The sequence below is a fragment of the Kutzneria sp. NPDC051319 genome (genome assembly GCF_040682195.1).
In the GTDB taxonomy this organism is placed as follows: Bacteria; Actinomycetota; Actinomycetes; order Mycobacteriales; family Pseudonocardiaceae; genus Kutzneria.
This window is the reverse complement of record NZ_JBFBAM010000015.1, coordinates 50,018-76,175: the sequence shown is the minus strand read 5'-3', so window position 1 is coordinate 76,175 and position 26,158 is coordinate 50,018. Positions and strand designations below refer to the sequence as shown.

Below are 26,158 nucleotides of genomic sequence, written 5' to 3'. Positions count from 1 at the left end.
GGTGATCGGCGGGCCGGAGCTGGTTCGGGCGAGTGCCGGGCCGAGGTCGAGTGCGTGATCGGTGGGTGGGTTAGTCCGCCGCCTCGGGCTGCTTGGCCAGCTCGTCGGCGAGGGTGGCCCAGTTGCGCTCGGTCAGGCGGCCGGCCAGGTCGGCGTCGCCCTGTTCGCAGGCGGTGACGATCTCCTCGTGCATGGCGACCGAGTCCACGCCGCAGCTGGAGGAGAAGCGTTGGTACTCAAGGCGTCGCACGAGGGGGGTGTAGCGCTGGATGGTGGCGGTGACGGCGAAGTTCCCGCACGCCTCGACGGGGACGCGGTGGAAGTCGTCGTCGGCGGAGAGGGCCTCGGCGATGTCGGGAGCCTCCAGGGCGGAGGCGAAGCGGGAGTTGTGGGAACGCATGCGGGCCAGGTCGGCGGGGGTGAGCAGCGGCACGGCGAGGCGGAGGGCGAGGCCGTGCATGGCCTGGACGACCTGCAACGCATCCCGGACGGCGACGGGGTCGATGGGGGTGACCCGGGTGTAGCTGTGCGGCTTGGACTCGACCAGCCCCTCGTCGGCGAGGTGGCTGAGGGCCTCACGGACGGGCGTGCGGGACAGGCCGAGGCGCTCGGCGAGGTCGAGGTCGCGGATGGGCTCGCCGGGCACGAGGTCGCCGGACACGATGGCCTGGCGGATGGTGGCCAGCGCGCGATCCCGCAGGAGCGGACGGTCCAGGCGACTAATATATTGCATTTCAGTAGCGTGACCTGCCGGAACGCTTTCGTCAAGGGGATACGGTTCAGCGGTGGATCCCACAACGGTGGTGCTGGTCGGAGTCGCGGTCCTGGTTCTGCTCGTCGCCCTGCTGGGCCGAGGGGGCTCGACCAAGCAGCTGGAGCGCCGGCTCGACCGCATGGAGCGCAAGCTGGATCTGCTGATGCACCACCTGGACGTGCCCCAGCCGGGCCCGACCGGCCCGGACCTCGCGGTCGACCAGGACGTGGTGAACCTGGCCCGCTCGGGCCGAAAGATCGAGGCGATCAAGCGTTACCGCGAGCTCACGGGTGCAGGCCTCAAAGAGGCCAAGGACGCGGTGGAACGCATCCAGTGACCTAAAAGGAGGTCCGGCCGGTACGGGACCGGCCGGACCTGCTTCAGTGCGTGGCCAAGCGAAGCAGCGCCCACAGCGCGGCGACGGCGTCCATGTCGCCGGTGATGCGCACCGCGGTGAACGGCAGCCGACCCCACAGCCACAGGTACACGGTCATCGGCTCGCCGGTGACGGTGGCCTGGACGGACGTGGCGTCGGCGGGGGAAGCGCGCCAGGCGGCCTTGTTGTCGCCGTGGGACGACACCAGCCAGACCCGGCCGCCGGAGCGGACGGCAACGCGGAACTCGGAGCTGCCGGAGACGCCTATCACCGACAGACGGTGGGCGAACCACAGCGTCAGGGCCTCGTCCACGCCGTCGACGGCCACGTCGTCGTCGACGGTGAAGACCTCCACGCCGGCGGCGGACTGAAGGTCGACGCGGTGCATGGTGGCCTCGTGGGCCATGCGACGGCGCCAGAAGCCGTAGGTCCGGTCCAAGGGCCACCAGGTGCTGCACACCTCGTCGGCCGGATGGGCCTGCAACTCATCCACCAGGTCGTGCAGCCCACCCCGCAGGAACTCCACCAGGGCGCCGCCGGGCGGCGGCTCGCTCTCCCACCGCACGGGCCCGTTGCCGCCGCGCAGCCGGGCGGCGACCATCCGGAACACCCCGCCGACGTGGCGGACGGTGTCGGCCAGGCTGGTGGTGGGCTTGCTCGGGATGGGCAGGTCCGGCCGGGCACCGTCGGCCGTGTCGGCCATCAGCTCTCCCTCGGCGACAAGAACGTCGAGCAGCCGGTCGTGGTCGATGAGTGCCCGCCCGGTCACCTCCCCGCCTCGTGCACGGCACGGTCGACGAGCTCGACGAACTGCGCGGCCTGCCGGACGAGGTCGTCGGCGCTGCGGGGGGACACCAGCCGCGTGATGCCGGACTCCACGGCGTGCCGGGTGGACGCGCACGACTGGAAGAACGCGGCCCACTCGGCGAACTCGGGCGCGACCTTGGCCAACAGCACCCAGGCGCTCATGGGCTTGGTGCGGGTCCGGTGCGGCCGGCCGCGCAGGGCGAGCACGGCGGCGGCGGCCCGCAGGGCGGCGAGGTGCGCCCGCACGAAACGCTCGGCGGCGTCGGGCTCGTGCTCGGCCTGGAGCAGACCCTGCCGGGCCTGGGCCAACAGCGTCCGGGCCGACGGCGATGCGCCGGGGGACGGCACCGCACGAAGTCGGGACCTGGGCGGAGTGGGCACCAGGAACGACTCGGGAAGACGAACGGGCACAGACATCAGCGGCCTCCTCGCGGCGTCGTGGGCTCGACGTCTCCGCCGTGGGGAAGCCGGCGGCTCGTATCGAACGTCTGTTCGATACTTCGAGAATAGCGCGTAGTCCACGAGGTGTTCAAGCCCGGGCCGGAACAGGGGTCACTTCCCCTCGGACGGCCCAGCCGTGGTGTCATTGCCTCCGTGAGCGATCAGGAGCATCCCGGGGTGAGCACGGTCCGCGGCGCGCTGCGGGCGGCGGGGGCGACCGGGGCGGCCGCGGGGATTCGTGTGCTCGACGACGCCGTGCGCACGGCGGCCGCGGCAGCGGACGCCGTCGAGGTGCCCGTGGGCGCGATCGCCAACAGCCTGTTCTTCCTCGCCGACGGCCAGCCGCTGCTGGTCCTGACCTCCGGCGCGCATCGGGCCGACACCAAACGCCTGGCCGAGCTGGTCGGTGTGCGCAAGGTGAGCCGCGCGGACCCGGACTCGGTGCGCACGCACACCGGTCAGGTGATCGGCGGCGTCTCCCCCGTCGGCCACCCGGAAAAGATCCGTACCCTGGTGGACGTGCATCTCGCCGAGTACGACGTCGTCTGGGCGGCGGCCGGGCACCCCAACGCGGTGTACCCGACCACGTTCGCCGAGCTGGTGGCCGTGACCGGCGGAACCCCTGCGACCGTGGCCGGAGAGCAGTGATGACAGCCTCGCCACAGACCGAGCGCCTGGTCGAGTTCACCGCCGAGACGCTGCGGGCCCGCCTGCCCGAGGCGCTCAACCTGTACGTCACGGCGATGCGCTACCCGAGCGGCACCGCCCAGCAGCGCGCGCCCATGTGGTTGGCGCACATGATCCGGGCGGGTTGGCGCTGCGTCGGCGCGCTCGACCAGGACAGCGCGCTGGTCGGCATCTGCTACGGCTATCGCGGCGCCGCCGGCCAGTGGTGGCACGAGCAGGTCCGCCGCGGCCTCACCGCCGTGTCGACGCCGACCGCGGTGGACGAGTGGATGCGCGACTACTTCGAGCTCACGGAGCTGCACGTCTCCCCGGACGCCCAGGGCCGCGGCATCGGCGAGCGCCTACTGCGCAGCCTGCTCGACGCCGTGAGCTCCGAGCGGGTGCTGCTGTCCACACCCGAGGGCCCGTCCCGCGCGTGGCGCCTCTACCGCCGTGTCGGGTTCCAGGATGTGTTGCGCCACTACCACTTCGCCGGCGACCCGCGCCCCTTCGCCGTCCTGGGCCGCATCCTCCCGCTGGAATCGTCCTGATGCAGGGAAGGACGCCTTACCCGCGTTGAACGAGGGTAAGGCGTCCTTCCCTGCATAAAGGGAGGGGTGCTCAGATCTGGGCGAGGCGGTCGCGGAGGGTGTCCAGGCCCATGGAGCCCATCTCCAGCGCCTGCTTGTGGAACGCCTTGAGGTCGAAGGCGTCGCCGTGGCGGGCGCGGGCCTCGTCGCGGGCGGCCAGCCACAGGCGCTCGCCGAGCTTGTACGACGGGGCCTGCCCGGGCCAGCCCAGGTAGCGGTCGATCTCGTCGCGCACGTGGGCCGGGTCGGTGATGGTCCGGGTCAGCATGAACTCCAGGCCCAGCTCGGGCGTCCAGCGCTCGCCCTCGTGGAAGCCGGTGCCGGCCGGGATCTCCAGCTCCAGGTGCATGCCCAGGTCGATGATGACGCGGGCGGCCCGGAACAGGTGGCCGTCGAGCATGCCCAGCAGGTCGCCGTCGTCGTCGAGGTAGCCCAGCTCGCGCACCAGCCGCTCGGCGTACAGGGCCCAGCCCTCGCCGTGCCCGGAGACCCAGCACATCAGGCGCTGGAACCGGTTGAGCTGGTCGGCCCGGTGCACCGCGGTGGCGATCTGGAGGTGATGGCCGGGCACGCCCTCGTGGTAGACGGTGGTGGTCTCACGCCAGGTCGAGAACTCCTCACGATCGGCCGGCACCGACCACCACATCGCGCCCGGGCGGCTGAAGTCGTCGGTCGGACCGATGTAGTACGCGCCGACGCCGCCGCCGGGGGGCGCGATCTTGCAGTCCAGCTGCATGAGCGGGTCGGGGATATCGAAGTGCACGCCCCGCATGTCGGCCAGGGCCTTGTCGGACAGCCGCTGCATCCAGTCACGCAGCTCGGCCTGGCCCCGCAGCTGGTAGCGCGGGTCGGCGTCGAGCAGCGCGGCGGCCTCGGCCAGCGTGGACCCGCGGCGGATGCGGCCGGCGACCTCCTTCATCTCCGTCTCGATGCGGGAGAACTCGACCCAGCCCCACTCGTACGCCTCCCGCAGGTCCAGGCGGGCGCCGGTGAAGTAGCGGGAGTTGAGCCGGTAGACGTCCTCGCCGACGGCGTCCTTGGCCGGCGCCTTCGGCGCGAGTTCCGCACGCAGGAAGGCCGCCAGGTCGGCGTAGCCCTGGGCGGCGGCCTTGGCGCCGGCCTCCAGGTGGGTGCGCAGCGTGTCGTCGACGCCTTCGGCGTTGGCGATCATCGCGCCGAAGAAGGAGGATCCGCCGCTCAGGCCGGCCCAGGTGTCGCACTGCTCGGCGACGCGGGTGACCTGGCGCAGCGCCGACACGACGCCGCGGTCGGCGGCCTTGGCCAGCGAGGCCCGCAGCCCGGCCAGCGCCTCGGGCACCTTGGTCAGGCGGGTGGCGATGGTCGCCCACTGCTCGGGGGTCTCGGTCGGCATGAGGTCGAACAGCTGGCGCAGGTCCTGCACCGGGCTGGCGATCACGTTGAGCGAGGACAGGTCCAGCCCGGCGTCGTGGAACTCCTGGGACAGGCCGTTGCGCTCCAGGAACACGGCCTTGGCCGCCCGCTCGGAGTCGTCGGCGGGCTCGGCCGCGCCGATCTCACGCAGGGCGCGGGCGGTCAGCTCGGCCCGGCTCTCGTGTCCCTCGGGCGAATAGTCCGTCAGCTCCTCGTCGTACCCCGTGATGCCGAGGTGGGTCGCCGCGTTCGGGTCAAGTGCGGCGTAGTCCGCGACGAAGTCGTCGCTCAGCTGATGCACGCCTCGTGGGGTGGATGACATGCCCGGCACGCTACCGGGCCACCCCGACGCTCCCGTAGCTCCTTCGGGCGGTGATGCGCCGTGAAGGCCGAGCCTGCTGGCAGGATGACCCGGTGCTGTCGAGGCTTGTGGCCAGGCCGTCGCGCCGGATCGTCGGGTTGACCCTCGCGTTCACGGCCGCCGCGGCGATGTTGTCCGGCTGTGTCCGCGCCCGCGCAGACCTGACCGTGTCCGGGGACTTCAAGGTGTCGGGCACCATGGTCGCCGCCACCGTGCCGACCTCGCCTGCCGATCACGGGCCGCAGCTGTCGATCCCGTCCGATCTCGGCGAGGACGTGGTGCTCCAGCCGTACGCCGCGGACGGCTACGTCGGCACCCAGCTGTCGTTCAGCAACATGGAGTTCGACCAGTTCACCACGCTGGTCGGCGGGTCGAGCGCGGCCAGCGGCAACTACCAGCTGCTGCTGCGGCGGGTCGGCGACCTCGTCTACTTCACGGGCTCGGTCGACCTGCGCACGGTGCCGGCCGACCACGCGGACGTGCAGCTGCGCATCACCTTCCCGGCCGACGTGGCCAGCTCGACCGGGACGGTCGACGAGGACACGGTGACCTGGACGCCGCGGCCGGGGTCGGTCACGTCGCTGTCGGCGACGTCGGACCTGTCCACGCTGGCCACCGCGGCCTGGATGCGCTGGAGCGTGCTGGTGGCCGCGCTGCTGATCGGCACGGTGGGCGTGATCAGCGTGCTGGCCCTGCGGGCCCACCGCCGCAGCCTGCGGGTCCGCCGGCGCTGAGCCGCGCCTTGAAGCACTGGGCAGACCGTCAGACACCGACGGCACACGAAAACGGGGCGCGCCCGGTGGGCGCGCCCCGTTTCTCGTCGACCTGATCAGCCAGCGGTGTTCGAGCTGTTGTCGGCGTTGGAGCCGAGGTACTCGAGGTAGCTGCTGATCGGCAGCGTGTTGCCCGCGATCTGGACCGGCAGGTAGTCGGACTCCTGCAGGTCGCCACCGCCACCCAGCACGTTGGAGGCGTTGGTGTGGCTCGCGCCGTCGCCGTCCACGTACTCCTCGGAGGAGACCGGCACGTGGTTGTCCACGATCTGGATCGGCACGTAGTGCGTGACCTGGGTGTCCCCGCCGTCGTGCAGGACCAGGTCGTTCGGGGCGTCCGCGAACGCCGGCGAGCCGACGATCATCAGACCGGCCGCGACGCCAGCGATCATTCCGGCTTTCTTCAGCACGGACTCCACACTCCTTGAGTTGCACCGCTTCTTCATGAAGACACCGCACCGGCGAAAAAACGCCGAAGCCGTGCAGGCGAGGAAACTACCGCCATTCGGAGCAACTTCGCTGTGTGACGACCCCATTGAGTGACAGTTCGATCGCACGGCGTGTCGCGCGCTGACCAGCCGTGACACCGGGCAAAGGGGCGTGCGGGGCGTCACCCGGCCGAACGATCATGGCGAAGGCAGCGTCAGGCTCGGGCCGGCAGCAGCCCCAGCCGTTCCACCACTTCCGTCGTCGCCTTGGACCTGTTGAACGTGTAGAAGTGCACGCCCGGCACGCCCTCGTCGATGAGCCGCTGGGCCAGGTCGGTCACCACGTCGATGCCGGCGGCACGGAAGGCCTTCGGGTCGTCGGCGTACGGGTCGAGGCGCTTGGCGACGGACGGCGGCACGGGGGCGCCGGACAGCTCGACGGTCTTGTTCAGCGTCCGGACGGTGGTCAACGGCAGGATCCCGGGCAGCAGCGGGGCGTCGCAGCCGCGGGCGGCCAGGCGGTCGCGCAGCCGGAGGAAGTCCTCGGCCTCGAAGAACAGCTGGGCGATGGCGAAGCCGGCCCCGGCCCGGAACTTGCGCACCAGGTTCTCGGTGTCGGCGTCGAGGTCGGTGGAGCGCGGATGCCCGTACGGGAAGGCCGCGACCCCGACGCAGAAGTCGCCGAGCTGCTTGACCAGGGTGACGAGCTCCTCGGCGTAAATCAGGCCCTGCGGGTGCCGGGTCCACTCCCCGTTGGGGTCGCCGGGCGGGTCGCCGCGCACGGCGAGGATGTTGCGCACGCCGACGGCGGCGTACCAGCCGATGACGTTGCGCAGCTCGGCCACGGAGTGGTCGATGGCCGTCAGGTGTGCCATCGGCAACAGCGACGTCTCCTGCACCACACGACCGGTGGTCCGGATAGTCCGGTCCCGACTGGATCCGCCGGCCCCGTAGGTGACCGACATGAAGGCCGGTTCGAGCCCCTCCAGCTGCCTGATCGCGAGCCAAAGCCGCTGCTCATCGGCCGCGTCGCGGGGTGGGAAGAACTCCACCGAGAACACCGGGTCCGGCCCGCCGAGCCGCTCCACCACCGACGTCATGAGGTCAGGTTACGGCGGGCAACCTCCGAGTGGAGCCGGCAGCCGGGCCACGTACTGTTGGCGTGCACGCGTTGGGCGCACGACGGAGGTTGGCATGAGCAAGCCGGGCATTCTGGCCGAGCTTCGGCCGGACCAGCCCAGCGACGACCTCACGGCGTTGCACCCCTGCGACACGGGCTTTCTCGGCCTGGTGGAGCGGTCGCTGACCGACTACCTCAACCGTCGCCGCACCGAGGCCGCGCTGGTGGACGAGAACTTCGCCGTGGCGGTGGACGCGCTGGCCGACTTCGTGCTGGGCGGCGGCAAGCGGATCCGGCCGACGTTCGCCTGGTGGGGCTGGCGCGGCGCGGGCGGCGACCCGCGCGGCGCGGACACCGACGCCGTGGTGATGGCGGTCAGCGCGCTGGAGCTGATCCAGGCGTGCGCGCTCGTGCATGACGACCTGATGGACGCCTCGGCCGTGCGCCGGGGCTCGGCGACCGTGCACGTGGCCTTCGCCGACCTGCACGTCCGTGAGCGCTGGGCCGGCACGGCCGAGCGGTTCGGGCAGGCGTCGGCGGTGCTGCTCGGGGACCTGGCGCTGGCCTGGGCCGACGACATGCTGCGCGAGTCCGGCCTCGGCGCGGGCCAGCTGAACCGCGCGCTGGAGCCGTGGCGGGCGATGCGCACGGAGATGCTCGCCGGGCAGTACCTGGACGTGTTGACGCAGGCCCACGCCGACGAGTCGGCCGAGGCGGCGCTGCGCGTGGACCGGCTCAAGACCGCCGCCTACACGGTGGAGCGGCCGCTGCACCTCGGCGCCGTGCTGGCTGGGGCGGGCGACGGGCTGATCCAGGGGCTGCGGCAGTTCGGCGTGGACATCGGCCTGGCCTTCCAGCTGCGCGACGACCTGCTGGGTGTGTTCGGCGACCCGGCCGTCACGGGCAAGCCGGCGGGCGACGACCTGCGTGAGGGCAAGCGGACGCTGCTGGTGTCGCTGGGCCTGCGGCACGCCGAGGAGCAGCGCCGGTTCGACGACGCCGCCCGGCTGCGGTCGGCGATCGGCCGGCCGGACCTGGATGAGCCGGCGGTGGACGTGGTGCGCTCGCTGCTGGTGGACCTGGGCGCCGTGGCCGCCGTGGAGGCCCGCATCGACGAGCTGCGCGACCGGGCCCTGGCGACGCTGGCCGCGACGCCGGTGGCCGAGCCGGCCGCGTCGGAGCTCGCGCGCCTGGCGGTCGCCGCGACCCGCCGCAACCACTGACATGAAGGCCATCAAGGGACGCTCGGACCACGTCGTCGTGGTCGGGGCCGGGCTGGCCGGGCTCTCCACGGCGCTGCACCTGCTCGGCTCGGGCCGGCAGGTGACGATCGTCGAGCGCGACCGGGTGCCGGGCGGCCGGGCCGGGCAGCTCGACGTCGACGGCTACCGCCTGGACACGGGCCCGACCGTGCTGACCATGCCCGAGTTGCTGGACGAGGCCTTCTCGGCCGTCGGCGACTCGCTGGCCTCCCGGCTGGACCTGGTGCCGCTGCATCCCGCCTACGTGGCGCGGTTCCCCGACGGCAGCTCCATCGACGTGCACAGCGACGCCGACGCCATGGAGGCCGAGGTCCGGCGGGTCGCCGGCCCCGACGAAGCCGCCGGGTACCGCAAGCTGCGGACGTGGCTGACCGAGCTGTACGCCGCCGAGCGGGACCGGTTCATCGGCGCGAACTTCGACTCGCCGCTCGACCTGGTCGGTCCGCAGCTGGCCCGCCTGGCCGGCCTGGGCGCGTTCGGCAGCCTCGGCGCGAAGGTCGGCGGCTTCGTGAAGGACCGCCGGCTGCGCCGGATCTTCTCCTTCCAGGCCCTGTACGCCGGCGTGCCGCCGGCCCGGGCGCTGGCCGCGTACGCGGTGATCGCCTACATGGACACCGTTGCCGGCGTGTACTTCCCGCGGGGCGGCATGCGGGCCGTGCCGGAGGCCATGGCCGCCTCGGCGGCTCGGGCCGGGGCGGAATTCCGTTACGGCACAACGGTTGCCTGGCTGGAGCGGATCGGCTCGCGGGTGGCGGCCGTGCGGACCACGCACGGCGAGCGGATCGCTTGCGACGCAGTGGTTCTGACGCCGGACCTGCCGGCGTCCTACCGGCTGATCGGGCACCTGCCGCGGCGGGTGGTGCCGCTGACCTGGTCGCCGTCGGCCTTCGTGCTGCACGCCGGCACGGACCGGTCGTGGGATGCGTTGGGGCATCACACGATCTCGTTCGGGGCGGCGTGGAAGCGGACGTTCCAGGAGATCACCTCGACCGGCCGGCTGATGAGCGATCCGTCGCTGCTGATCACCCGGCCCACGGCCACGGATCCGACGCTGGCCCCGGAGGGCCGGCAGCTGCTGTCCGTGTTGGCCCCGACGCCGAACCTGGAGCTGGCCCCGATCGACTGGGACCGGGTGGGCGAGGCCTACCGGGACGAGCTGGTCGACGTGCTGGAGGCCCGCGGGCTGACCGGGCTGGGCTCGTCGGTCACGGTGGAGCGGCTGCTGACGCCGGCCGACTGGGCCCGTCAGGGGCTGGCCGCCGGCACGCCGTTCGCCGCCGCGCACACGTTTGCGCAGACCGGTCCGTTCCGGCCGCGCAACCTGCTGCGGGGCATCGACAACGTGGTGCTGGCCGGCTGCGGCACCACCCCCGGCGTAGGCGTGCCGCCGGTGCTCATCTCGGGGCGGCTGGCCGCCGACCGGATCACCGGCGGGCGGGCCGCGGCCAGCGGCTCGTCACATCACGATCTGGCCCGCTCGGCCACCTGATCGTGCCAGAGTGGTGAGCGTGCTCATCCCGGACGCTGTCGACGACTCCCCGCACGGCCTGTGGGCCAAGATCGTGCTCACCTGCCGCACCCCTCGGCGGGGGCGCGGCTTCTGGTACGGCCTGGCCATCGACGTGCTGTGGCCGTTCGTCATGTTCGGCACGCGCATGCGCTGGCACGGCGGCCGGAACATCCCGTCCGACGGGCCGGTGCTGATCGCCAGCAACCACGTGTCCTTCGCCGACCCCGTGACCGTCACCGCGTACGTGCTGGCCCACGGCCGGATTCCGCGCTACCTGGCCAAGGCCGGGCTGTGGAAGATCCCGGTGCTGCGCAGCGTGTTGAGCGGCGGCAAGCACATTCCCGTGCACCGCGGGACGTCCAAGGCCACCGACGCCTACCGGGACGCGGTGAAGTCCGTGGAGAGCGGCGAATGCGTGCTGGTGTTCCCGGAGGGCACCTTCACCGCCGACCCGGACGGCTGGCCTTCGGTGAAGCAGGTGAAGAGCGGCATCGCCCGGCTGGCCCTGGCCACCGGGGCGCCGGTGGTGCCGATCGGACACTGGGGGACGCAGTTCGTGTTGCCGCCCAAGGGAAGGTTCCCCCGGCTGATTCCCCGCCAACGCACCGTGATCCGCACCGGGCCGCCGGTGGACCTGTCGGATCTGCTGGGCTTGGAGCCGACGCGGGAGGTCGTGGAAGAGGCGACGGGGCGAATCGTGGCGGCGATCGTGGCGCAGGTGGAGTTGGCGCGGGGGGAGAAGGCTCCAGAGTAGGTTCGGGGCTGGGCCGCATTGATTGTGCGCTGGGCTGGAGTGTGGGGCGTTGGCGGGTTGGGTCGTTTGGCCGAAGAGGGGGCGTTCGGGGCCACCCAGCCGGACGGGCCAGCCATTTCACGCGATTATGCATGAAAACATTCACCCGTCAGTGATTCGAGTTCGATCATACATACGAGTATTCTGAAGGCATGGAAGAAATCGTTCGCGAACTGGAGGGTCGAGAGCCATGCGGGGCTTTGTTTGACCTGCTCGCCGGTGTTCGCGTTGCGGATCTGACTGAAGATCAGAAGGTCACTGTATATATTCTTGCCCGTAAGATCGAGGCGGTTGCCGGGGCCATTCAGTTGGAGGTCCTCAATGCGGTCGAGGATCTGACCGAGTTGGGCATGGCCGCGTCGGAACCCGAGCGGGCACTGGGGCGGCGCAAGGAATTCAGTGAGGTTGTGGAGACGCTGCCTCGGCTGTTCGACCAGCTACGGCGGGGTGAGATCGACGCGCGGCGGCTGGAGGTCGTGCACGAGCGGATCCGCCACCTGCCCGAGTCGGCCATGGCCAGCCGCGTCGAAGAGTCGCTGGTGGAGGTGGCCTCTGGGCTCAATCGCAACCAGCTCGCCCGCCGAGTCACCAAGCTCGTCGCCGAGGTCGATCCTGAGGGCTATGGACGGCGCTGCCAGCGGGCGAAGGCCGAACGGCGGGTCGAGTTCAAGCCCCTGCCGGACGGCATGGCCCAGCTGAAAGCCGTCCTCGGAGCCGTCGAGGCCCGCATGGCCTACGGCCTCCTCAACCAGGACGTGGCCGAACTGCCCAGCGACGAGCGGACCACCGACCAGAAACGTGCCGACGCCTTCCTCGACCGTTTCCTGGCCACTACGGCGGAGCGCCAGGTCCAGGTCAACGTCACCATTCCGATAGAGACCCTGATCGGCCTGACCGAGGACCCGGGCCTACTCGACGGTTATGGGCCCATTCCCGCCGAAATGGCCCGCGAGCTGGCCATGCAGGGACCCTGGCGCGGGATCCTGCTCGACGAATACCGGCACGCCGCCGCAATCAGCACCAAGAGGTACCGGCCCACCGCGCCGATGCGGGAGATGGTCAAGGCTCACGGCGGCGGGGTGTGCACCGCGCCGGGGTGCTGCAATCCCATTCGCGAACTCGACCATGTCATCCCCTGGCCGAAAGGCAAGACCACTGCGACTCAGCTCAAGGGGCTGTGTTCCTGGCATCATCGGCGCAAGCATGACAACTATGCCGTGACACTCGACGAAAGCGGCGCAGCACACTGGACCACGCCGCATGGCCGCGAATACACCACCAGACCACACCAGTACTAGCCCGACCAAGCCTAAAAGCCGGCCTGTTCTTTGACAATTCAACGCGCGCTCACACCGCCGGAATCCCGCTCTTCGTCCAGTTCTCCGGCGCCGTGTCCGCCCGGACTACGGGCGACCGGCGGGCAAGCACTGACCGAGCCGGCCCGGCTGCGCCAGTGGCAGCTCATCGCCGGCCTCACTACTCAGCTGGAGCTGGCCCGGGGTGAGAAGGCGCCGGAGGTCGGCTGAGACCCCCGGCGCCCCTCGGTCAGTGCTGGCCGAGCGTGGCGGTCAGTCCGCTGTAGACCCAGAACATCGGTTTGGGCGTGTAGTCGTCGGTCATCAGGCCGAAGTTGTCGAACGCGCTCGGCGAGCCGGTCACGTCGTCGCGCAGGTCGAACATCTCGTAGCTGGCCACGTTCTCGGTCCCCCGGTCGGCGTTGACGGCCAGGATCTCGTTGGTCAGGACCTTGGCCTGGTCCGCCGCCGAGCGGGCCGGGGTGTTGGTCGAATAACCGTTCTCCGACACGCGGATCGCCACGTTCCGGCCGAGGCCGACGGTCGGCATCTCCTGCGTGCGCACCGCGTGCAGCGTGTGGTGCACGAAGTCGGTCACCGCGCTCACGTCGGGCGAGTCCGGGATGCCGGGCAGCCCGGAGTCCGGGTAGAGGTCGACACCGACGAAGTCGACCGAGCGGGCGAAGTCCGGCCCGACCCGGCCGGCCAGGTCCGTCCAGAACGACAGGAACGGGTCCTGCCACTGGCCCGAGTCGTCCGGGAAGCTGGCCGCGACCTCGTCGAAGCCGATCTGGAGCCGGTGGAAGCCGTCCGCCTCCGCCGCCTGCTTGGCCGCCACCACGCCCTGCGCCAACGCGTCCCGGCCGGCCGGGTCGGGGTAGATGTTCTGCTCCAGCGTCACCGAGATGGTGTCGGTGACCGGGCCGTAGCGCTTCACCTCCGTGCCCAGGCAGGCCAGCCAGTCGGCCATGCTCTGGCCGGTGTAGGAGATCACCAGGTCCAGCCGCCGTCCCGGGGTCAGCAGGGACATCTCGTCGTCCGGAAACGCGCTGGTGCAACCGATGTAGTCCCGCAGCAGGAACGGCGAGTGTCCATGCTGGAGCGTGCCCAGCGCGGCGCTGATCTTCGCCGGGTCGTCGGGCTTGCCCGTGGTGGAACCACCGCCGGCGTAGCCGCCGGGATAGATGCCGAAGGTCAGCGGCGGCGCGTACGTCGCGGCCTCGGCCGGAACCGCCATCGCCCCCGCCACGACAACCGCCAACGCGACGGTTCCCCACCTTTGTCGTCGATTCATGGGACGGAGTCTGCCCTGCCCGGAAGAGGTCACGCCATGACAGCTGTCACGACCTCAGCGCCAGGCGTCGCGTTCCTCGTCCAGCACGATGTCCCTGGTCAACGGGCCCGCCCCCACTGTCACGAGATCCGCGCTGGGATGCCGGCCGGGACCGGAGGCGATCAACAGGTAGGTGCCGCTCTCCGGCACCTCGATGCGGTACCGGCCGTCGTCGGCCGGCGCGGACTTGCCGACCTGCCGGCCCTTGCCGTCGACCAGGGTCAACGCGGCGTCCACCACCGGCGCGCCGGAGCCGTCCCGCACCTGCCCCAGCAGCCGTGAGGTGACGGTGTCGACCTCCTCGGCCGGCTCGGTCTCGGTGTCGTCCCCGAGCCCCAACGGCCGGGCCAGCGCCACCACCAGCTCGTCGAGGTGGTCGAAGCCGGCCATGATCCGCCGCCCGACGGCGTCCTCGGGCTCGACGCCGCCCTCGGCCAGGTGTCGGGGCCGGACGTGGGTGGACAGGGCGTCGCCGGCCACGACCTTGCGCTCCGGCATGCCGTCGTCCCCGCCGACGACGCCGATCAGGCGGCTCAGGTTCTCGGCGATGCGGCCGCTGGTCCGCGGCAGGCGGGGATCGGCCGTCAGCAGCGCCGGTTCGGCATTGGCGGCCAGGGTCCGAGCGTAGTAGGCGGCGCTGGCGAGAATGGCCAGCACGTGCCGCAGTTCGCTGCGCTGGTTGCGGTACGGGCTGATGGCGTGGGTCATCGGCTCGGCGGCCTTGCGCAGCTCGGCCAGCTTCTTGTCGATCTCCCGGGACTGGTCGATCAGGTCCACCGAATCGGCGTCCCGCAGCAGGCCCACAGCGTCCTGGATGAACCGCCGCAGCGCCTGCAGCACGGCGGCGACGTCCTCCTTGATGATCGCCCGGGTCTTGGTCGGCAGCACCAGCACGGCCGCGATGCCACCGCCCAGCGCGCCGATGATCGTCTCCTCCAGGCGCAGCACCAGGACCTCCGGCGTGAAGGTGCCGATCAGGCTGTAGAGCAGGGCCAACATCATCGTCATGAAGAACGTCATCAGCCCGTACGAGACCTGCACGACGTAGACGCCGAGGCTGACGCAGCCGATGATCAGGATGAGGATCAGCGTGCTCTGGCCGGACACCAGGGTCGCGGCGACCATGCCGGCGAGAATGCCCAGCAGGGTGCCGACGGTCCGCCGGAAGCCGCGGATCAGGATGTCGCCGCGCGAGGTCGTGTTGGCGAACACCAGGAACGCCGTGATCACCGCCCAGTACCAGCGCTGGGTCGACACCAGCTCCCCGCCCAGGATGGCCAGGCCGGCGCCGATCACCGCCTGGATGGCCTGCCGCGTGGTCAGACGCAGGCCGGACCGGGCCTCCGGCGGCGTGGACGACGGCGCGGAGGCGGCCTCGTCGGGCCGCCGGTGCCGCCCCGGCTGCTCCTGCGTGACGGCGGCGAGCATGTCCGACTCCAGCTCGGCCCGGGCGGTGGTGATGCTGACCGCCAGCTCGCGGATCGCCCGCCGCAGCCGGGTCACGTGCGGCGGGTTGTCGATGGCGTCGAGCTGCCGGCCGATCTCGCTGAGCCGGCTGATCGACATGTCGTCCTCGTAGACCAGCGCCGGGCGCGGATCCCGCCCGGCCAGCAGGCGCAGCTCGTGCAGCTCGGCCACCAGCCCGGCCCGCAGCTCGGGCGTGAGCTCCGCGCCGGCCACCAACCGCCGGGCGGCCAGGGCCAGCCGCTCGCCCGTGAGCTCGATGTCGACGACGTCCTGCTGCCACTGGTCGAACTGGGCCGGCTCGACCAGCTCCACCAGCTCGGTCTCGATCATCAGCGCGCACTCGTGCAGCCGCGTCACCCGCTTGCGCACCTGCTCGTGCCGACGGTCGTCCGGGTCCTCCACGAGGTGCGCGGCCGCGTCGACCAGCTGTCCGAGGCGGGCTCGGAAAGCGACCACGATCCGCCGCAGCGACAGCCGGGGCCGTCGCGGCACCAGCACGAAGTGCGACAGCGCCGAGCAGCCCAGCGCCACCACGATGGCCAGCAGCAGCGTCGGCAGCTGCGTGACCGTGGCGCGGATGAACAGCGAGAAGAAGAACGTCATGAACGCGACCATGCCGACGGCGAACCCGCGCGGGGCATATCGCCGCAGGTAGACGGCCACGAAGATGATCACGAGGAACACGCCGTCGCCGACCAGCGGCCACGGCTCCAGCAGCGCGCCCGCGGTGATCGACACCCCGGCCGACACCGGCAGCAGCAGGAACGTGCCGGCCCGGCCCCGCACGGTCTTGTCGTTGACCGACATCGCCGACATCATCGCCACGATCGTGCCCAGCATGATCGTCGTGATGGGCAACCCGAGCAGGGCCAGGACGGCGATCGCCAGCACGACGCTGACCGCCGTGCGGATCGCCTGCCTCAGCCGGAGCGTGCCCGGATCGGCGGCGGCGAACCGATCGAGCACGGCGTCGAACGCGTGCCTCATAGGCCCACGACTATGCCTTACGCGGCCCGGTCGAGATCAAGACATGCCGTCAGGCCGAGCGCCTGATCACCAGCCTCGGGCGCACGACCGGCCAGTGCGTGGCCGCGTTCGTCTGCTCGGACAGGATGAGCGCGACCTGCTCCACGGCCAGTTCCCCGATGCGCCGCTTGTCGATGTGCAGCGTGGTCAGCGGCGGGTCGACCAGCTCACCGAGCTGCAACCCGTCGAAGCCGATCACCGCGCAGTCGGCCGGCACCTGGCGGCCCAGCCCCCGCGCGGCCTGCACGGCCCCGACCGCGACCAGGTCGTTGAACGCGAACACGGCCGTGACGTCCGGATGGGCCCCGAGCAGGGCCTCCATCGCCGACGCCCCGCCTTCGACCGAGTGGTCGCAGTCGAAGACCCAGCCGTCGTCGACGGCCAGCCCCAGCTCGTGCGACACCGACAGGTAGTGCTGGCGGCGGCCGTTGGCCGACGGGTAGGGGGCGCCGTCGAGCATGCCGATCCGGTTGTGCCCGGACGACACCAGGTGCCGCATGCCGGCCAGCACGCCGCCCTCGATGTCGATGCTCACCGACCCCAGCCGCGGCGAGCTGCCCGGCCGCTCCAGCAGCACCAGCGGCACCCCGCCGGCATGCCGCTCCAGCTCGTCGTCGGGATAGCTCAGGTAGCCGACGATCGCGTCGGCCTGGTGCGACAGCACCTCCAGCGCGGCCAGCTCCCGTTCCGGCGAGTACTGGGTGTCGCAGACGACCACGTGCCAGCCGCGGTGCTCGGCCGCCGCCAGCACGCCCGCCGCGACCTCCGGGAAGAACGGGTTGACCAGGTCGGGGATGATCAGGCCGATGGTGGTGGTGTCCTGCTTGACCAGTCCACGGGCGAAGCGGCTCGGCCGGTAGCCCAGGGTCCGCACCGCTTCCAGCACCCGCTGCTTGGTGGACGGCGTTATCTCGGCCATGTCGTTGACGGCCCGTGAGACCGTCTGCCGCGACACCCCTGCCAGTTTCGCGACGTCCTCGATGGTCGCGCGGCCACGGCGTCCAGGTCTGCTCATGCGTCCTTCCTCGTTCCCGCTCCCCCCAGTTACCTGATTGCATCCGGGCTCGGCGTGACACCGCCGTCAGGGTGAGACAATGCCGACCGCCGCGCACGCCTATCGAGGAGGAGCCCGGATGTCGGTGGATCCCAGGGCCGGACAGCCCGCAGCGCCGTCCGATCTGGTCGACCTGGCCAAGCTCGTGACCGCCTACTACGCCGAGCATCCGGACCCGTCCGTGCCCGAGCAGCGGGTGGCGTTCGGCACCTCCGGGCACCGTGGTTCGGCGCTGTCCGTGGCCTTCAACGAGGACCACATCCTGGCCACCAGCCAGGCGATCTGCGAGTACCGGGCCGGGCAGGGCATCACCGGGCCGCTGTTCATGGGCAAGGACACGCATGCCCTGTCGGAGCCCGCATTCGTGAGCGCGCTGGAGGTGTTCGCGGCCAACGGCGTCCGGGTGCTGATCGACAGCCGTGACGGCTACACGCCGACCCCCGCGCTGTCGCGGGCGATCCTCGCCCACAACACGGATCAAGGGGCCGATCGGGCCGACGGCGTGGTCATCACGCCGTCGCACAATCCCCCACGTGATGGCGGTTTCAAGTACAACCCGCCCAACGGCGGCCCCGCCGACACCGATGTGACGCGCTGGATCCAGGACCGGGCCAACGAGTTGTTGGCCACTGGACTGGACGGCGTGAAGCGAGTGACCTACGCGAAAGCCCTCGCCGCGGAAACCACCGGCCGGTACGACTTCCTCGACGCCTACGTGAGCGCCCTGCCGTCGGCCGTCGATCTGGACGTGATCTCCTCGTCCGGGCTGCGCATCGGCGCCGACCCGCTCGGCGGCGCCTCGGTGGCCTACTGGGGCGAGATCGCCGACCGCTACGGCCTGGCCATGACCGTGGTGAACCCGTTGGTGGACGCCACCTTCCGGTTCATGACGCTGGACTGGGACGGCAAGATCCGGATGGACTGCTCGTCCCCCAACGCGATGGCCTCGCTGATCGGCCGCAGCGCCGAGTTCGACCTGGCCACCGGCAACGACACCGACGCCGACCGGCACGGCATCGTCACGCCCGACGCCGGCCTGCTCAACCCCAACCACTTCCTGGCCGTGGCCATCGACTACCTGTACCGGCACCGCGACGGCTGGTCGCCCGACGCCGCCGTGGGCAAGACCCTGGTCAGCTCCTCCATGATCGACCGGGTGACCGCCAGCCTGGGCCGCCGCCTGGTCGAGGTGCCCGTGGGCTTCAAGTGGTTCGTGCCGGGCCTGCTGGACGGCTCCGTGGCCTTCGGCGGCGAGGAGAGCGCCGGGGCGTCGTTCCTGCGTCGCGACGGCTCGGTGTGGACCACCGACAAGGACGGCCTGCTGCTGTGCCTGCTGGCCGCCGAGATCACCGCCGGCACCGGCAAGAGCCCCAGCCAGCGCTACGCCGAGCTGGTGGGCGAGTTCGGCTCCCCCAGCTACGCCCGTGTGGACGCGCCGGCCTCCCGTGAGGAGAAGGCCAAGCTGGCCAAGCTCTCCCCCGACGCCGTCACCGCCACCGAGCTGGCCGGCGAGCCCATCGAGCAGCGCCTCACCGCCGCCGCCGGCAACGGCGCGGCCATCGGCGGCCTCAAGGTCACCACCAGGTCGGGCTGGTTCGCCGCCCGGCCGTCCGGCACCGAGGACGTCTACAAGATCTACGCCGAGAGCTTCCAGGGCGCCGAGCACCTGGCCCGGATCCAGTCCGAGGCCCGTGACGTCGTCGCCCAGGCCCTGGCCGACTAGTTCTGAGCGGGGGTGCGGCCGCGTTGGCCGCACCCCCTTGCCCCTACCGGGTGCCGCCCGAGGCGCGCTGCTTCTGCGCGTGGGCCGACCTGGTGCAGACCTCGCCGACATCGACCGTCTGGCCGCGGTCGACGTACACGTCCGCCACACCCACCAGCTTGCCCTTGGGCGAGGTGCAGGTCAGCTGGTAGGCCTCCTTCGGGCCGTAGGTCGTCGGGATCGGCGAGGCGAACGAGACGTCGCCGGTCCAGTCGTCCACCGCGGCCGGGTCGGTCTGGTCGTAGTTGACCACCACCGCCTTGTAGTCCCCGGCCGGCGGGTCGAACAGCACCGCGTGCTCGGACGTGGTGCCCCCGTTGGCCGACGACGTCACCAGGTTGCCCGCCGCGTCGTAGACGAACAGGTCCCAGTCGGTGGTCGGGTGCTGCCAGTTGATGTTGACGCTGAGCTTGCCGTTGTCGGCCTTGGGCAGACCGTCCACGTGGAAGGCGAAGCTCTCCGCCGTGGTGTCGGCCGGGTAGTTCTGGTTGATCGGCGGCACACCCGCCGGGTTGGCCACCGCGTAGCCCGGCTGCACCGGGCCCTGCGGGTCACGCCCGTAACGGCCGGCCACGTACGGCCGGGTCGACGGGTTGACCGACCACGCGAAGCGGCCGCCGGTCGTGGTCAGCGTCGAGTTCAGGTCGTCGGTGTTGTAGATCGGCGGCTTGGTCGAGCCGTCCGGCTGGACCACCGGCGACGACGGCGTCTGGAACGTCTTGTGCAGCTTGAGCTGGTAGCCCTTCGGGGCCGAGCCGATCAGCGTCGAGTGCTGCGCCGGGTCGGCCGTATTGCCCAGGAAGTCCAGGAACGCCTGGCGGTTGCCGCCCTTGCCGGCGCCGGCCGCCGGGGCCAGCCCCTCGTACTCGGCGACGACGCTGTCCGCGTACGGGCCGTGGAAGCCGTTGCCGCCGACCTCGATCGTGAAGCCCCAGCCGCCGGTGGCCCAGTAGGACCAGTCCTCGGTGGTGCCGGTGGTGTCGTAGAGCATCCAGCTCGGCTCGCTGGTGTAGGCGTTGCGGGAAGCCATCTTGTCGCCCAGCGCCTTGTACGCCGGCTCGTCCAGCGGCGGCCGCGTGTCGGCGATGCCCGGCACACGCAGCACGAGCGCCGCCACGGTGTGCAACGTCATCAGGTTGGTCACCTGCCGTGACGACACCAGCCAGCGCACGTTGCGGGTCTCCGGCTCCGAGAACGGCGCCGAACCGCGGAAGGTGTCGCCGCTCCAGGCCGTCTCCGCGCCGCCGCCGCCCCAGAACCCGGCGTAGTTGCGGTTGGGGTCGGTGCCGCGCAGCCGGCCGGCCGGGTCCGCCTTGCACACGCCGGTCGCGTACTGCGGCGGCGAGTCGTTCACGTTGCAGTTCTTGCGTTTCATCTCGTAGTCGAACGTGCTGAAGTCGCCCTTGGGCTCGGCCTCGCGCGAGATGTCGAAGCCGTCCGGGTTGATGATCGGCACGATGATGTTGCGCGTGCGGCCGACCAGCCCGCGGATCGTGTTGTCGTGGAAGTAGCCGTTGATGAGCTCGTAGGCCCACTCCATGGCGTGCTCACCGGCCGGCCACTCGCGGGCGTGGTGCACGCCCATGGTGAAGTCGACCGGCTTGCCGTCGCTGGTGTTCCTGACGTCGGTGGCGATCTCCAGCCCGACGACGTCGCGACCCTCCCAGGTGGACTCCGGCATGGTGAAGGCGGACACCAGGTTCGGGTACTTGCGGGCGAGTTCCTTGATCTCGAACTCGTAGTCGTAGAGGTGCCGGTAGGTGGTGCGCCCGGACGGCAGCGCCGAGCTCGGCGTCTTGGCCGCGTAGGCGCGGTCGGTGGCCGCGTCCCGCACCGACTTCGCGGACAGGTCCGCCTCCACCACCGAGGACGTGAAGCCGGCGTCGGACAGGGTCTTGCGGTCCTTGGCGTCGGCCAGCACGACCTCGACGCTCGTGGCGTCGCCCTTCTCCGTGACGTCGAGGCCCAGCGTGTTCAGCCGGTTCTTGTCGGCCCGCGTCGGCGTTTCCACCCGGACGAGCTGGGCCGGCGTGCTCTGGGCCGGCGTGGTCTGGGTCGAGGTTCCCTGCGGTGTCAGGGCCAGGAAGTCGACGCCGAGCTGCACGGTGCGGGCGGAGCCGCTGTAGCGGCAGGCCTGCACGACCAGCTGCTGCCCCTTCTTGACGAAACTCTCCGCGACCTCGCGGCTGCGCAGCGCCGCCGACGCGGCGACCACCCCGCCGGTGGCCTTGTCGAACACCGCGAGATCCCAGTCGCCCTCGGCGCCCGTGCCGGGCTTGAGCCGGGCCTGGATCAGACCGTCCACAGTGGACGTGAACTCGCGCCGGTCGGCACCCGCCGCGCCCGCCGGCAGCAGGGACGCGAAGCAGGAGCGGGTGACCGACCGGTCGGCGTTGAGCACGTTCGGCGCCGCCACGGCGGTTCCGGCCGGCAGTGCGACGAACACCCCCGCCAGCACCGCCCCCGCGGCCACCACCACCAGCTGTCGTCTCGGTAACTGCCCCATCGGCAACCCCTCCTCCACCAAGTCCGGCACACGGACGAACCGGAGCCGGTAGACCCTAAGAGGAGAAACCGGGCGCGGGTAACCGCCGTAAGTCTGGATCGCCCGTATTCGGCGACCGTCGATGCCGATCGACCGCACCCTTGACCGCAAGGGCCGAATGGGGACGGCCACCGCCCGGCGGCGTCACCGCGCGGGCCGGGCCCGGATGGGGGAATGTGTCCCGGGACACGCGGGTTGCACCGGTTCAGAACACCGAGGAGGAGACCCGATGGATCTCGACGCCGCCAGGGACGTCATCCGGACCCAGCACCGCGCGGTGCTGGCCACCACCCGCGCCGACGGCTCGACCCAGATGTCGCCGGTGACGGTCGACGTGGACGGTGAGGGCTATGTGGTGATCAGCACCAGGGAGACGGCCTTCAAGCTCAAGCACATCCTGCGCAACCCGAGGGTGGCCGTGTGCGTGCTGCCCGACGAGTTCTTCGGCCGCTGGATCCAGGTCGAGGGCACCGCCTCGGTCGTGCACCTGCCGGAGGCCATGGACGGCCTCGTCGACTACTACCGCCGGATCTCGGGTGAGCACCCCGACTGGGACGACTACCGGGCGGCGATGGTCCGGGACCAGCGCGTCCTGGTCCGGATCACCCTCGACAAGGCCGGCCCCGACCGCAACGGCTGAGCCCCTGTGACGCAGGGAAGGACGCCTTACCCTCGTTCAACGCGGGTAAGGCGTCCTTCCCTGCGTGCTCACTCTCCGGAGAACTTCGGGGGGCGGCGCTCGAAGAAGGCGGTCGCCGCCTCGCCGAGGTCCTTGCTGGGCAGGAAGGCGGAGTTCCACGCGCCGACGTAGCGCAGGCCGGCCGCGATCTGCGGGGCCCGGGCGGTGTCGAGCACGTCCTTCACGCCCTGCACGACCAGCGGCGGGTTGGCCGCGATCTCCTCGGCCAGCGTGCGGGCCGCGGCCAGCACATCGTCCTGGGTGTCGTAGACGTCGTTGACGAGGTTGATCTTCTCGGCCCGGCGGGCGTCGATGTCGCGGCCGGAGAAGGCCAGCTCACGCAGGTGGCCCTCGCCGATGATGCCGACGAGCCGCTGGAGGCTGCCGAGGTCGGCGACGATGGCCACCTTCACCTCGCGCACGCTGAACTTGGCGTCGGCACTGGCCAGGCGGATGTCCGCGGCCGCGATGACGTCGACGCCGCCACCGATGCACCAGCCGGAGACGGCGGCGACCACGGGCTTGCGGCAGGCGGCGACCGAGGTCACCGCGTCCTGCAGGCGGCGCAGGTCGTGCAGGAACCGGGTCCGCGGTTCGGCCAGCGCCGGGTCGGAGCCCAGCAGCTCGGCCCAGCTCGGCATCATCGCGGGCAGGTCGAGGCCGTAGGAGAAGTTGGCCCCGCTGCCGGTCAGCACGACGGCCCTGACCTGCGGGTCGGCGTCCAGAGCGCCGAAGACGAGCGGCAGCTCGCGCCAGAAGTCGGGGCCCATGGCATTGCCCTTGGACGGCCCGAGCAGGGTCACCTCGGCGACATGCCCGGTCACCTTGACGCTCAGCGACACCAACTGGTCCAGATCGGCCATCTCAGCTCCCCGTGCCCGTTAACTTACTCGACGGTAACATACGGTGGAGCCGTTTCAGGTCGGCCAGGTACTCCTGGAAGTCGACCTCGATCGTGTGACGTTTCGAGGCCACGTACCGGCGCCGCATCCGCTCCCGGTAGCGGTGGATCTCCCGGTTCATCTCGGCCGGCGGCGGCAGCGCGGCGGTGCCCTCGATCAGGTCGGCGATCCAGTGCGCCTGCGCCTCGGCCAGCGGCATGATCGCCCCCAGCGGCTGGACCAGCCCCAGGAAGTACAGCCCGGGCCGCCCTACCGGCACAACCCGGTGGTACAGCGCCACTTCGTTGTCGGCGGCGTTGAACAGGCCGTCGGCCAGGAACGGGAACGTGATGCGGTATCCGGTGCAGTAGATGACGGCGTCGACCTCCTCCCGGCTGCCGTCGGCGAAGACCACCGCATCGCCGTCGAACCGAGCAATGTTCGGTTTCACCGTGACGTCGCCGTGCCCGACCCGGGTGAGGATGTCGTCCGACACCGTGGGATGCGCGGCCAGCACCTTGTGATCCGGCTTGGGCAGGCCGTACCTGGTCACGTCGCCCCGGGTCAGCGCCAGCATCGCCCGCAGCGAAAGCCGTTGCAGCCACAGGGGTCCACGGGCCAGCGGCGACGTCGTCAGGTGGTCGGTCGGAATGCCGAACAGGAACTTCGGCAGCACGTGGGCGCTGCGGCGCATGGCCATGAACGTCTTGTCGGCCACGCGGGAGAGCTCGACGGCGATGTCGCAGGCCGAGTTCCCGATGCCCAGCACCACAACACGTTTGCCGACGTACGGCTCGAAAGTCTTGTAGTAGTGGGAATGCTGCCGCTCGCCGGTGAACTCGCCCGGGAACTCCGGCACCCGCGGATCCCAGTGGTGCCCGTTGGCCACGATGACCGAGCGGTAGCGCAGGGTCCGCTCGACGCCGTCCCGCTCACGGATCGTCACGTCGTACACGCCGTCTTCCGGCACGACGGACGTCACCTCGGTGCGGAAGGCGATCTTGTCGCGGAGGCCGAAGTGGTCCACGAAGTCGTCGAAGTAGCGGGCGATCTGGAAGTGGTCCGGATACGCGGGCAGCTCGGCCGGCATCGGGAAGCTGGCGTACTGCATCTGCCGGGTCGAGGTGTTGATGTGCAGCGACCGGTAGGCCGACGACATGCCGTTGTCGTTGAGATACCGCCAGTTGCCACCGATCTCCGACCCCACCTCGTAGCAGTCGAAGTCGATGCCGCGGGCCTGCAGCACCTGGCACGCCGCGATGCCCGACGACCCGGCTCCGATCACGCACACCTCGGCCATGCGGCTCTCCTCCCGGTCCGACCCACAGCCTCGCAGCCGGGACACCGGCGGCACCAGAGACAGTCAGGACATCAACGGCACAAGATAGGAACGGGCGAAGTCCCGCACCGCGGTGTCGTCGTCGACGGCGACCGAGCCGGCCGGCGTCAGCGTGAAGGAAATGGCCAGCCGTACCAGCATTTCCGCCAGCACACGCGGATCCCGGCTCATCGCGGAACCCACTTCCCGGTACTGCTGCACGAGAAACTCGCTCGCCGCCGCGATCACCCCCGCGCCACGCAGCGTCAGGTACGGCACCAGCTCCTCGGGGTCGCTGATCAGCAGTCGGGTCAGCAGCGCGTCGGTGCGAACCTTGCGCAGCCCCACGACAAACCCCTCGACCAGGCGCTGCTCGGCGGTCGGCAGCGGCCCGACGGCGGCGACGATCTCGCCGAAGAACCGCGCGCTCTCCCGCACCAGGGCCGCCTGGACCAGCACGTTCTTGTTCTCGAACCGCCGGTAGACGGTCGCGCGGGACAGCCCCGCGCGGCGGGCCACGTTGTCGACGCTGGTGCGCCGCAACCCGTAGTCCCGCAGTTCGTCGACCGCCGCGTCGAGGATCAGGTCGTCGTCAAACGGCACCGGCGACCCGCTTCATCGCCTCACGCGACCGGGGCGAGTACCGCAGCCGATATGGCACCAGCGGCCACACCACGTGCACCACCTTGGCGAAGACCCGCAGCAGCCGTTCGTCACGGGGCGTCCACCGAGCGCCGATCCGCGCCAGGACCGCCGGGTGCAGAGTGCCGCGGTTGACCCACCACAGGAGCTTGCCGAACGGGCGCTTGACCAGGCGGTAGATCGGGGCCGGCACCAGCGGGAAGCGCTCCGGCGGCTGCTCGACGAAGTCCAGCAGCCCCTTGGCCACCGGCGTCACCTCCAGCACCTCGCGGCACATCCGGTCCAGGTAGCGCTCGTAGCCGACCCAGTCCGCCGGCGCGCAGCGGTCGCTCACGCCGTAGAGGCGGTAGCCGGCCATGGTCTCCGCGTACAGCTGGGCCTTCTCGGCGTCGCTCAGCCGGTGGTCGAACAGCTCGATCGAACGGATCATCGTGTCGAAAATCGTCAGGTGGGCCCAGAAATAGGTCTCCGGATCGAGCGCGTGATAGCGACGGCCCCGATCGTCCACGCCCTTGATGTCCAGGTGATAGGCGGTGATCTTCTCGGCGGTGGCCGCGGCCCGCGGCCAGTCGAAGGTGACGCCCTGGATCTGCGGCACCGAGCGGATGATCCGCTCCCACGGCTCGCCGAAGAAGTCGGAGTGATCGTGGACGCCGGCGCCCAGCCCGGGATGCATCAGCTGCAGCAGGCCGACCCGCACGAGCAGCAGCAACACCCGGTTGTCACCGGCGTGCCGCCAGTGCAGCGAGCCCGGTCCGGCCAGGTCCATGGCCGCCTCCCGAAACGGTGAGACGATTTCCTCTCTTTGTATCACCGCGGCCTCGTGGTCACCACCCTCGCGGCGCCCGGACGCGTTGATTGGCACCAATCAGGCGAGCTGTTA

The 26,158-nt window shown here is 70.9% G+C and carries 24 protein-coding genes; 10 read left to right on the top strand and 14 right to left on the bottom strand.

The annotated features are described in order from the left end of the window. Nucleotides 1-70: 70 nt before the first annotated feature. Nucleotides 71-733 (bottom strand): GntR family transcriptional regulator, encoded by a 663-nt coding sequence (locus AB0M73_RS17800; protein ID WP_363891698.1) that lies wholly within the window; start codon nucleotides 731-733, stop codon nucleotides 71-73. Nucleotides 734-785: 52 nt separating this feature from the next. Between AB0M73_RS17800 and AB0M73_RS17795 the strand changes: the two genes are divergently transcribed. After that, a complete protein-coding gene (locus tag AB0M73_RS17795; protein ID WP_232241169.1) occupies nucleotides 786-1,091 on the top strand; it encodes a ribosomal protein L7/L12 in 306 nt (101 codons plus the stop codon). A gap of 43 nt (nucleotides 1,092-1,134) precedes the next feature. Here the strand turns inward: AB0M73_RS17795 and AB0M73_RS17790 are convergent, their stop codons facing one another. Together AB0M73_RS17790 and AB0M73_RS17785 are read right to left on the bottom strand one after the other, a co-directional pair. Then, entirely contained in the window at nucleotides 1,135-1,899 is a 765-nt protein-coding gene (locus tag AB0M73_RS17790; protein WP_363891697.1) for a maleylpyruvate isomerase family mycothiol-dependent enzyme, read from the bottom strand. Next, nucleotides 1,896-2,354 (bottom strand): SAV_6107 family HEPN domain-containing protein, encoded by a 459-nt coding sequence (locus AB0M73_RS17785; protein WP_363891696.1) that lies wholly within the window; start codon nucleotides 2,352-2,354, stop codon nucleotides 1,896-1,898. The genes AB0M73_RS17790 and AB0M73_RS17785 overlap by 4 nt, the downstream gene beginning before the upstream one ends. A 177-nt stretch (nucleotides 2,355-2,531) precedes the next feature. On the opposite strand from AB0M73_RS17785, the gene AB0M73_RS17780 reads away from it, so the two are divergent. Then, nucleotides 2,532-3,026 carry a YbaK/EbsC family protein gene (locus tag AB0M73_RS17780; protein WP_363891695.1) on the top strand — a complete coding sequence of 165 codons (495 nt, stop codon included), beginning with the start codon at nucleotides 2,532-2,534 and terminating at the stop codon, nucleotides 3,024-3,026. Then, entirely contained in the window at nucleotides 3,026-3,595 is a 570-nt protein-coding gene (locus AB0M73_RS17775) for an N-acetyltransferase (RefSeq protein WP_363891694.1), read from the top strand. Before AB0M73_RS17780 ends, AB0M73_RS17775 begins: the two co-directional genes overlap by 1 nt. A 70-nt stretch (nucleotides 3,596-3,665) precedes the next feature. Here AB0M73_RS17775 and AB0M73_RS17770 read toward each other — a convergent pair whose 3' ends face one another. After that, complete coding sequence (locus tag AB0M73_RS17770; protein ID WP_363891693.1) at nucleotides 3,666-5,348, bottom strand: DUF885 domain-containing protein; 1,683 nt, start codon at nucleotides 5,346-5,348, stop codon at nucleotides 3,666-3,668. Between the two features lie 92 nt (nucleotides 5,349-5,440). Between AB0M73_RS17770 and AB0M73_RS17765 the strand changes: the two genes are divergently transcribed. Beyond that, nucleotides 5,441-6,121, top strand: coding sequence for a DUF3153 domain-containing protein (locus AB0M73_RS17765; protein WP_363891692.1), 681 nt, complete (start codon nucleotides 5,441-5,443; stop codon nucleotides 6,119-6,121). A 95-nt stretch (nucleotides 6,122-6,216) separates the two neighbouring features. Here the strand turns inward: AB0M73_RS17765 and AB0M73_RS17760 are convergent, their stop codons facing one another. Both AB0M73_RS17760 and AB0M73_RS17755 read right to left on the bottom strand, forming a co-directional pair. Continuing rightward, nucleotides 6,217-6,570 carry a hypothetical protein gene (locus tag AB0M73_RS17760; RefSeq protein ID WP_157495031.1) on the bottom strand — a complete coding sequence of 118 codons (354 nt, stop codon included), beginning with the start codon at nucleotides 6,568-6,570 and terminating at the stop codon, nucleotides 6,217-6,219. A gap of 233 nt (nucleotides 6,571-6,803) precedes the next feature. Beyond that, a complete protein-coding gene (locus AB0M73_RS17755) occupies nucleotides 6,804-7,688 on the bottom strand; it encodes a methylenetetrahydrofolate reductase (RefSeq protein WP_363891691.1) in 885 nt (294 codons plus the stop codon). A 94-nt stretch (nucleotides 7,689-7,782) separates the two neighbouring features. Between AB0M73_RS17755 and AB0M73_RS17750 the strand changes: the two genes are divergently transcribed. From AB0M73_RS17750 to AB0M73_RS17735, 4 genes are all read left to right on the top strand, one after another. Beyond that, nucleotides 7,783-8,931 (top strand): polyprenyl synthetase family protein, encoded by a 1,149-nt coding sequence (locus AB0M73_RS17750; RefSeq protein ID WP_363891690.1) that lies wholly within the window; start codon nucleotides 7,783-7,785, stop codon nucleotides 8,929-8,931. A gap of 1 nt (nucleotide 8,932) precedes the next feature. After that, entirely contained in the window at nucleotides 8,933-10,459 is a 1,527-nt protein-coding gene (gene crtI / locus AB0M73_RS17745; RefSeq protein ID WP_363891689.1) for a phytoene desaturase family protein, read from the top strand. A 19-nt stretch (nucleotides 10,460-10,478) separates the two neighbouring features. Further along, complete coding sequence (locus tag AB0M73_RS17740) at nucleotides 10,479-11,234, top strand: lysophospholipid acyltransferase family protein (protein WP_363891688.1); 756 nt, start codon at nucleotides 10,479-10,481, stop codon at nucleotides 11,232-11,234. A 191-nt stretch (nucleotides 11,235-11,425) separates the two neighbouring features. Next, nucleotides 11,426-12,571 carry a DUF222 domain-containing protein gene (locus AB0M73_RS17735; protein WP_363891687.1) on the top strand — a complete coding sequence of 382 codons (1,146 nt, stop codon included), beginning with the start codon at nucleotides 11,426-11,428 and terminating at the stop codon, nucleotides 12,569-12,571. 247 nt (nucleotides 12,572-12,818) lie between these two features. On the opposite strand, the gene AB0M73_RS17730 is transcribed toward AB0M73_RS17735, so the two are convergent. From AB0M73_RS17730 to AB0M73_RS17720, 3 genes are read right to left on the bottom strand one after another with little or no spacing between them, the layout of a single operon-like run. Further along, nucleotides 12,819-13,862 (bottom strand): hypothetical protein, encoded by a 1,044-nt coding sequence (locus AB0M73_RS17730; protein WP_363891686.1) that lies wholly within the window; start codon nucleotides 13,860-13,862, stop codon nucleotides 12,819-12,821. Between the two features lie 54 nt (nucleotides 13,863-13,916). Then, nucleotides 13,917-16,355, bottom strand: coding sequence for an FUSC family protein (locus AB0M73_RS17725; protein WP_363891685.1), 2,439 nt, complete (start codon nucleotides 16,353-16,355; stop codon nucleotides 13,917-13,919). Between the two features lie 49 nt (nucleotides 16,356-16,404). Then, nucleotides 16,405-17,409, bottom strand: a complete 1,005-nt coding sequence (locus AB0M73_RS17720) for a LacI family DNA-binding transcriptional regulator (protein ID WP_363891684.1) — start codon at nucleotides 17,407-17,409, stop codon at nucleotides 16,405-16,407. 118 nt (nucleotides 17,410-17,527) lie between these two features. Between AB0M73_RS17720 and pgm the strand changes: the two genes are divergently transcribed. Further along, complete coding sequence (gene pgm, locus AB0M73_RS17715; RefSeq protein ID WP_363891683.1) at nucleotides 17,528-19,171, top strand: phosphoglucomutase (alpha-D-glucose-1,6-bisphosphate-dependent); 1,644 nt, start codon at nucleotides 17,528-17,530, stop codon at nucleotides 19,169-19,171. A gap of 43 nt (nucleotides 19,172-19,214) precedes the next feature. Here the strand turns inward: pgm and AB0M73_RS17710 are convergent, their stop codons facing one another. Further along, nucleotides 19,215-21,716, bottom strand: coding sequence for a M14 family zinc carboxypeptidase (locus AB0M73_RS17710; RefSeq protein WP_363891682.1), 2,502 nt, complete (start codon nucleotides 21,714-21,716; stop codon nucleotides 19,215-19,217). Between the two features lie 268 nt (nucleotides 21,717-21,984). On the opposite strand from AB0M73_RS17710, the gene AB0M73_RS17705 reads away from it, so the two are divergent. Next, complete coding sequence (locus AB0M73_RS17705; protein ID WP_363891681.1) at nucleotides 21,985-22,395, top strand: PPOX class F420-dependent oxidoreductase; 411 nt, start codon at nucleotides 21,985-21,987, stop codon at nucleotides 22,393-22,395. Between the two features lie 68 nt (nucleotides 22,396-22,463). Here the strand turns inward: AB0M73_RS17705 and AB0M73_RS17700 are convergent, their stop codons facing one another. From AB0M73_RS17700 to AB0M73_RS17685, 4 genes are all read right to left on the bottom strand, one after another. After that, nucleotides 22,464-23,297, bottom strand: coding sequence for a crotonase/enoyl-CoA hydratase family protein (locus tag AB0M73_RS17700; RefSeq protein ID WP_363891680.1), 834 nt, complete (start codon nucleotides 23,295-23,297; stop codon nucleotides 22,464-22,466). 1 nt (nucleotide 23,298) lies between these two features. Continuing rightward, the gene (locus tag AB0M73_RS17695) at nucleotides 23,299-24,615 is read right to left on the bottom strand and encodes an NAD(P)-binding domain-containing protein (protein WP_363891679.1); all 1,317 of its coding nucleotides are present in this window, start codon (nucleotides 24,613-24,615) and stop codon (nucleotides 23,299-23,301) included. A 63-nt stretch (nucleotides 24,616-24,678) separates the two neighbouring features. Further along, the gene (locus AB0M73_RS17690; protein WP_363891678.1) at nucleotides 24,679-25,236 is read right to left on the bottom strand and encodes a TetR family transcriptional regulator; all 558 of its coding nucleotides are present in this window, start codon (nucleotides 25,234-25,236) and stop codon (nucleotides 24,679-24,681) included. Continuing rightward, nucleotides 25,226-26,044, bottom strand: coding sequence for an oxygenase MpaB family protein (locus AB0M73_RS17685; protein ID WP_363891677.1), 819 nt, complete (start codon nucleotides 26,042-26,044; stop codon nucleotides 25,226-25,228). Before AB0M73_RS17685 ends, AB0M73_RS17690 begins: the two co-directional genes overlap by 11 nt. Nucleotides 26,045-26,158 lie beyond the last annotated feature (114 nt).

Excerpts from the sequence above, each read along its gene's own strand:
- AB0M73_RS17695 (WP_363891679.1), bottom strand. The coding sequence starts at position 24,615 with ATGGCCGAGGTGTGCGTGATCGGAGCCGGGTCGTCGGGCATCGCGGCG.
- AB0M73_RS17685 (WP_363891677.1), bottom strand. The coding sequence starts at position 26,044 with ATGGACCTGGCCGGACCGGGCTCGCTGCACTGGCGGCACGCCGGTGAC.
- AB0M73_RS17770 (WP_363891693.1), bottom strand. The coding sequence starts at position 5,348 with ATGTCATCCACCCCACGAGGCGTGCATCAGCTGAGCGACGACTTCGTC.
- AB0M73_RS17800 (WP_363891698.1), bottom strand. The coding sequence starts at position 733 with ATGCAATATATTAGTCGCCTGGACCGTCCGCTCCTGCGGGATCGCGCG.
- AB0M73_RS17710 (WP_363891682.1), bottom strand. The coding sequence starts at position 21,716 with ATGGGGCAGTTACCGAGACGACAGCTGGTGGTGGTGGCCGCGGGGGCG.
- AB0M73_RS17735 (WP_363891687.1), top strand. The coding sequence starts at position 11,426 with ATGGAAGAAATCGTTCGCGAACTGGAGGGTCGAGAGCCATGCGGGGCT.
- AB0M73_RS17775 (WP_363891694.1), top strand. The coding sequence starts at position 3,026 with ATGACAGCCTCGCCACAGACCGAGCGCCTGGTCGAGTTCACCGCCGAG.
- AB0M73_RS17750 (WP_363891690.1), top strand. The coding sequence starts at position 7,783 with ATGAGCAAGCCGGGCATTCTGGCCGAGCTTCGGCCGGACCAGCCCAGC.
- AB0M73_RS17730 (WP_363891686.1), bottom strand. The coding sequence starts at position 13,862 with ATGAATCGACGACAAAGGTGGGGAACCGTCGCGTTGGCGGTTGTCGTG.
- AB0M73_RS17785 (WP_363891696.1), bottom strand. The coding sequence starts at position 2,354 with ATGTCTGTGCCCGTTCGTCTTCCCGAGTCGTTCCTGGTGCCCACTCCG.
- AB0M73_RS17705 (WP_363891681.1), top strand. The coding sequence starts at position 21,985 with ATGGATCTCGACGCCGCCAGGGACGTCATCCGGACCCAGCACCGCGCG.
- crtI (WP_363891689.1), top strand. The coding sequence starts at position 8,933 with ATGAAGGCCATCAAGGGACGCTCGGACCACGTCGTCGTGGTCGGGGCC.
- AB0M73_RS17725 (WP_363891685.1), bottom strand. The coding sequence starts at position 16,355 with ATGAGGCACGCGTTCGACGCCGTGCTCGATCGGTTCGCCGCCGCCGAT.
- AB0M73_RS17700 (WP_363891680.1), bottom strand. The coding sequence starts at position 23,297 with ATGGCCGATCTGGACCAGTTGGTGTCGCTGAGCGTCAAGGTGACCGGG.
- AB0M73_RS17755 (WP_363891691.1), bottom strand. The coding sequence starts at position 7,688 with ATGACGTCGGTGGTGGAGCGGCTCGGCGGGCCGGACCCGGTGTTCTCG.
- AB0M73_RS17720 (WP_363891684.1), bottom strand. The coding sequence starts at position 17,409 with ATGAGCAGACCTGGACGCCGTGGCCGCGCGACCATCGAGGACGTCGCG.
- pgm (WP_363891683.1), top strand. The coding sequence starts at position 17,528 with ATGTCGGTGGATCCCAGGGCCGGACAGCCCGCAGCGCCGTCCGATCTG.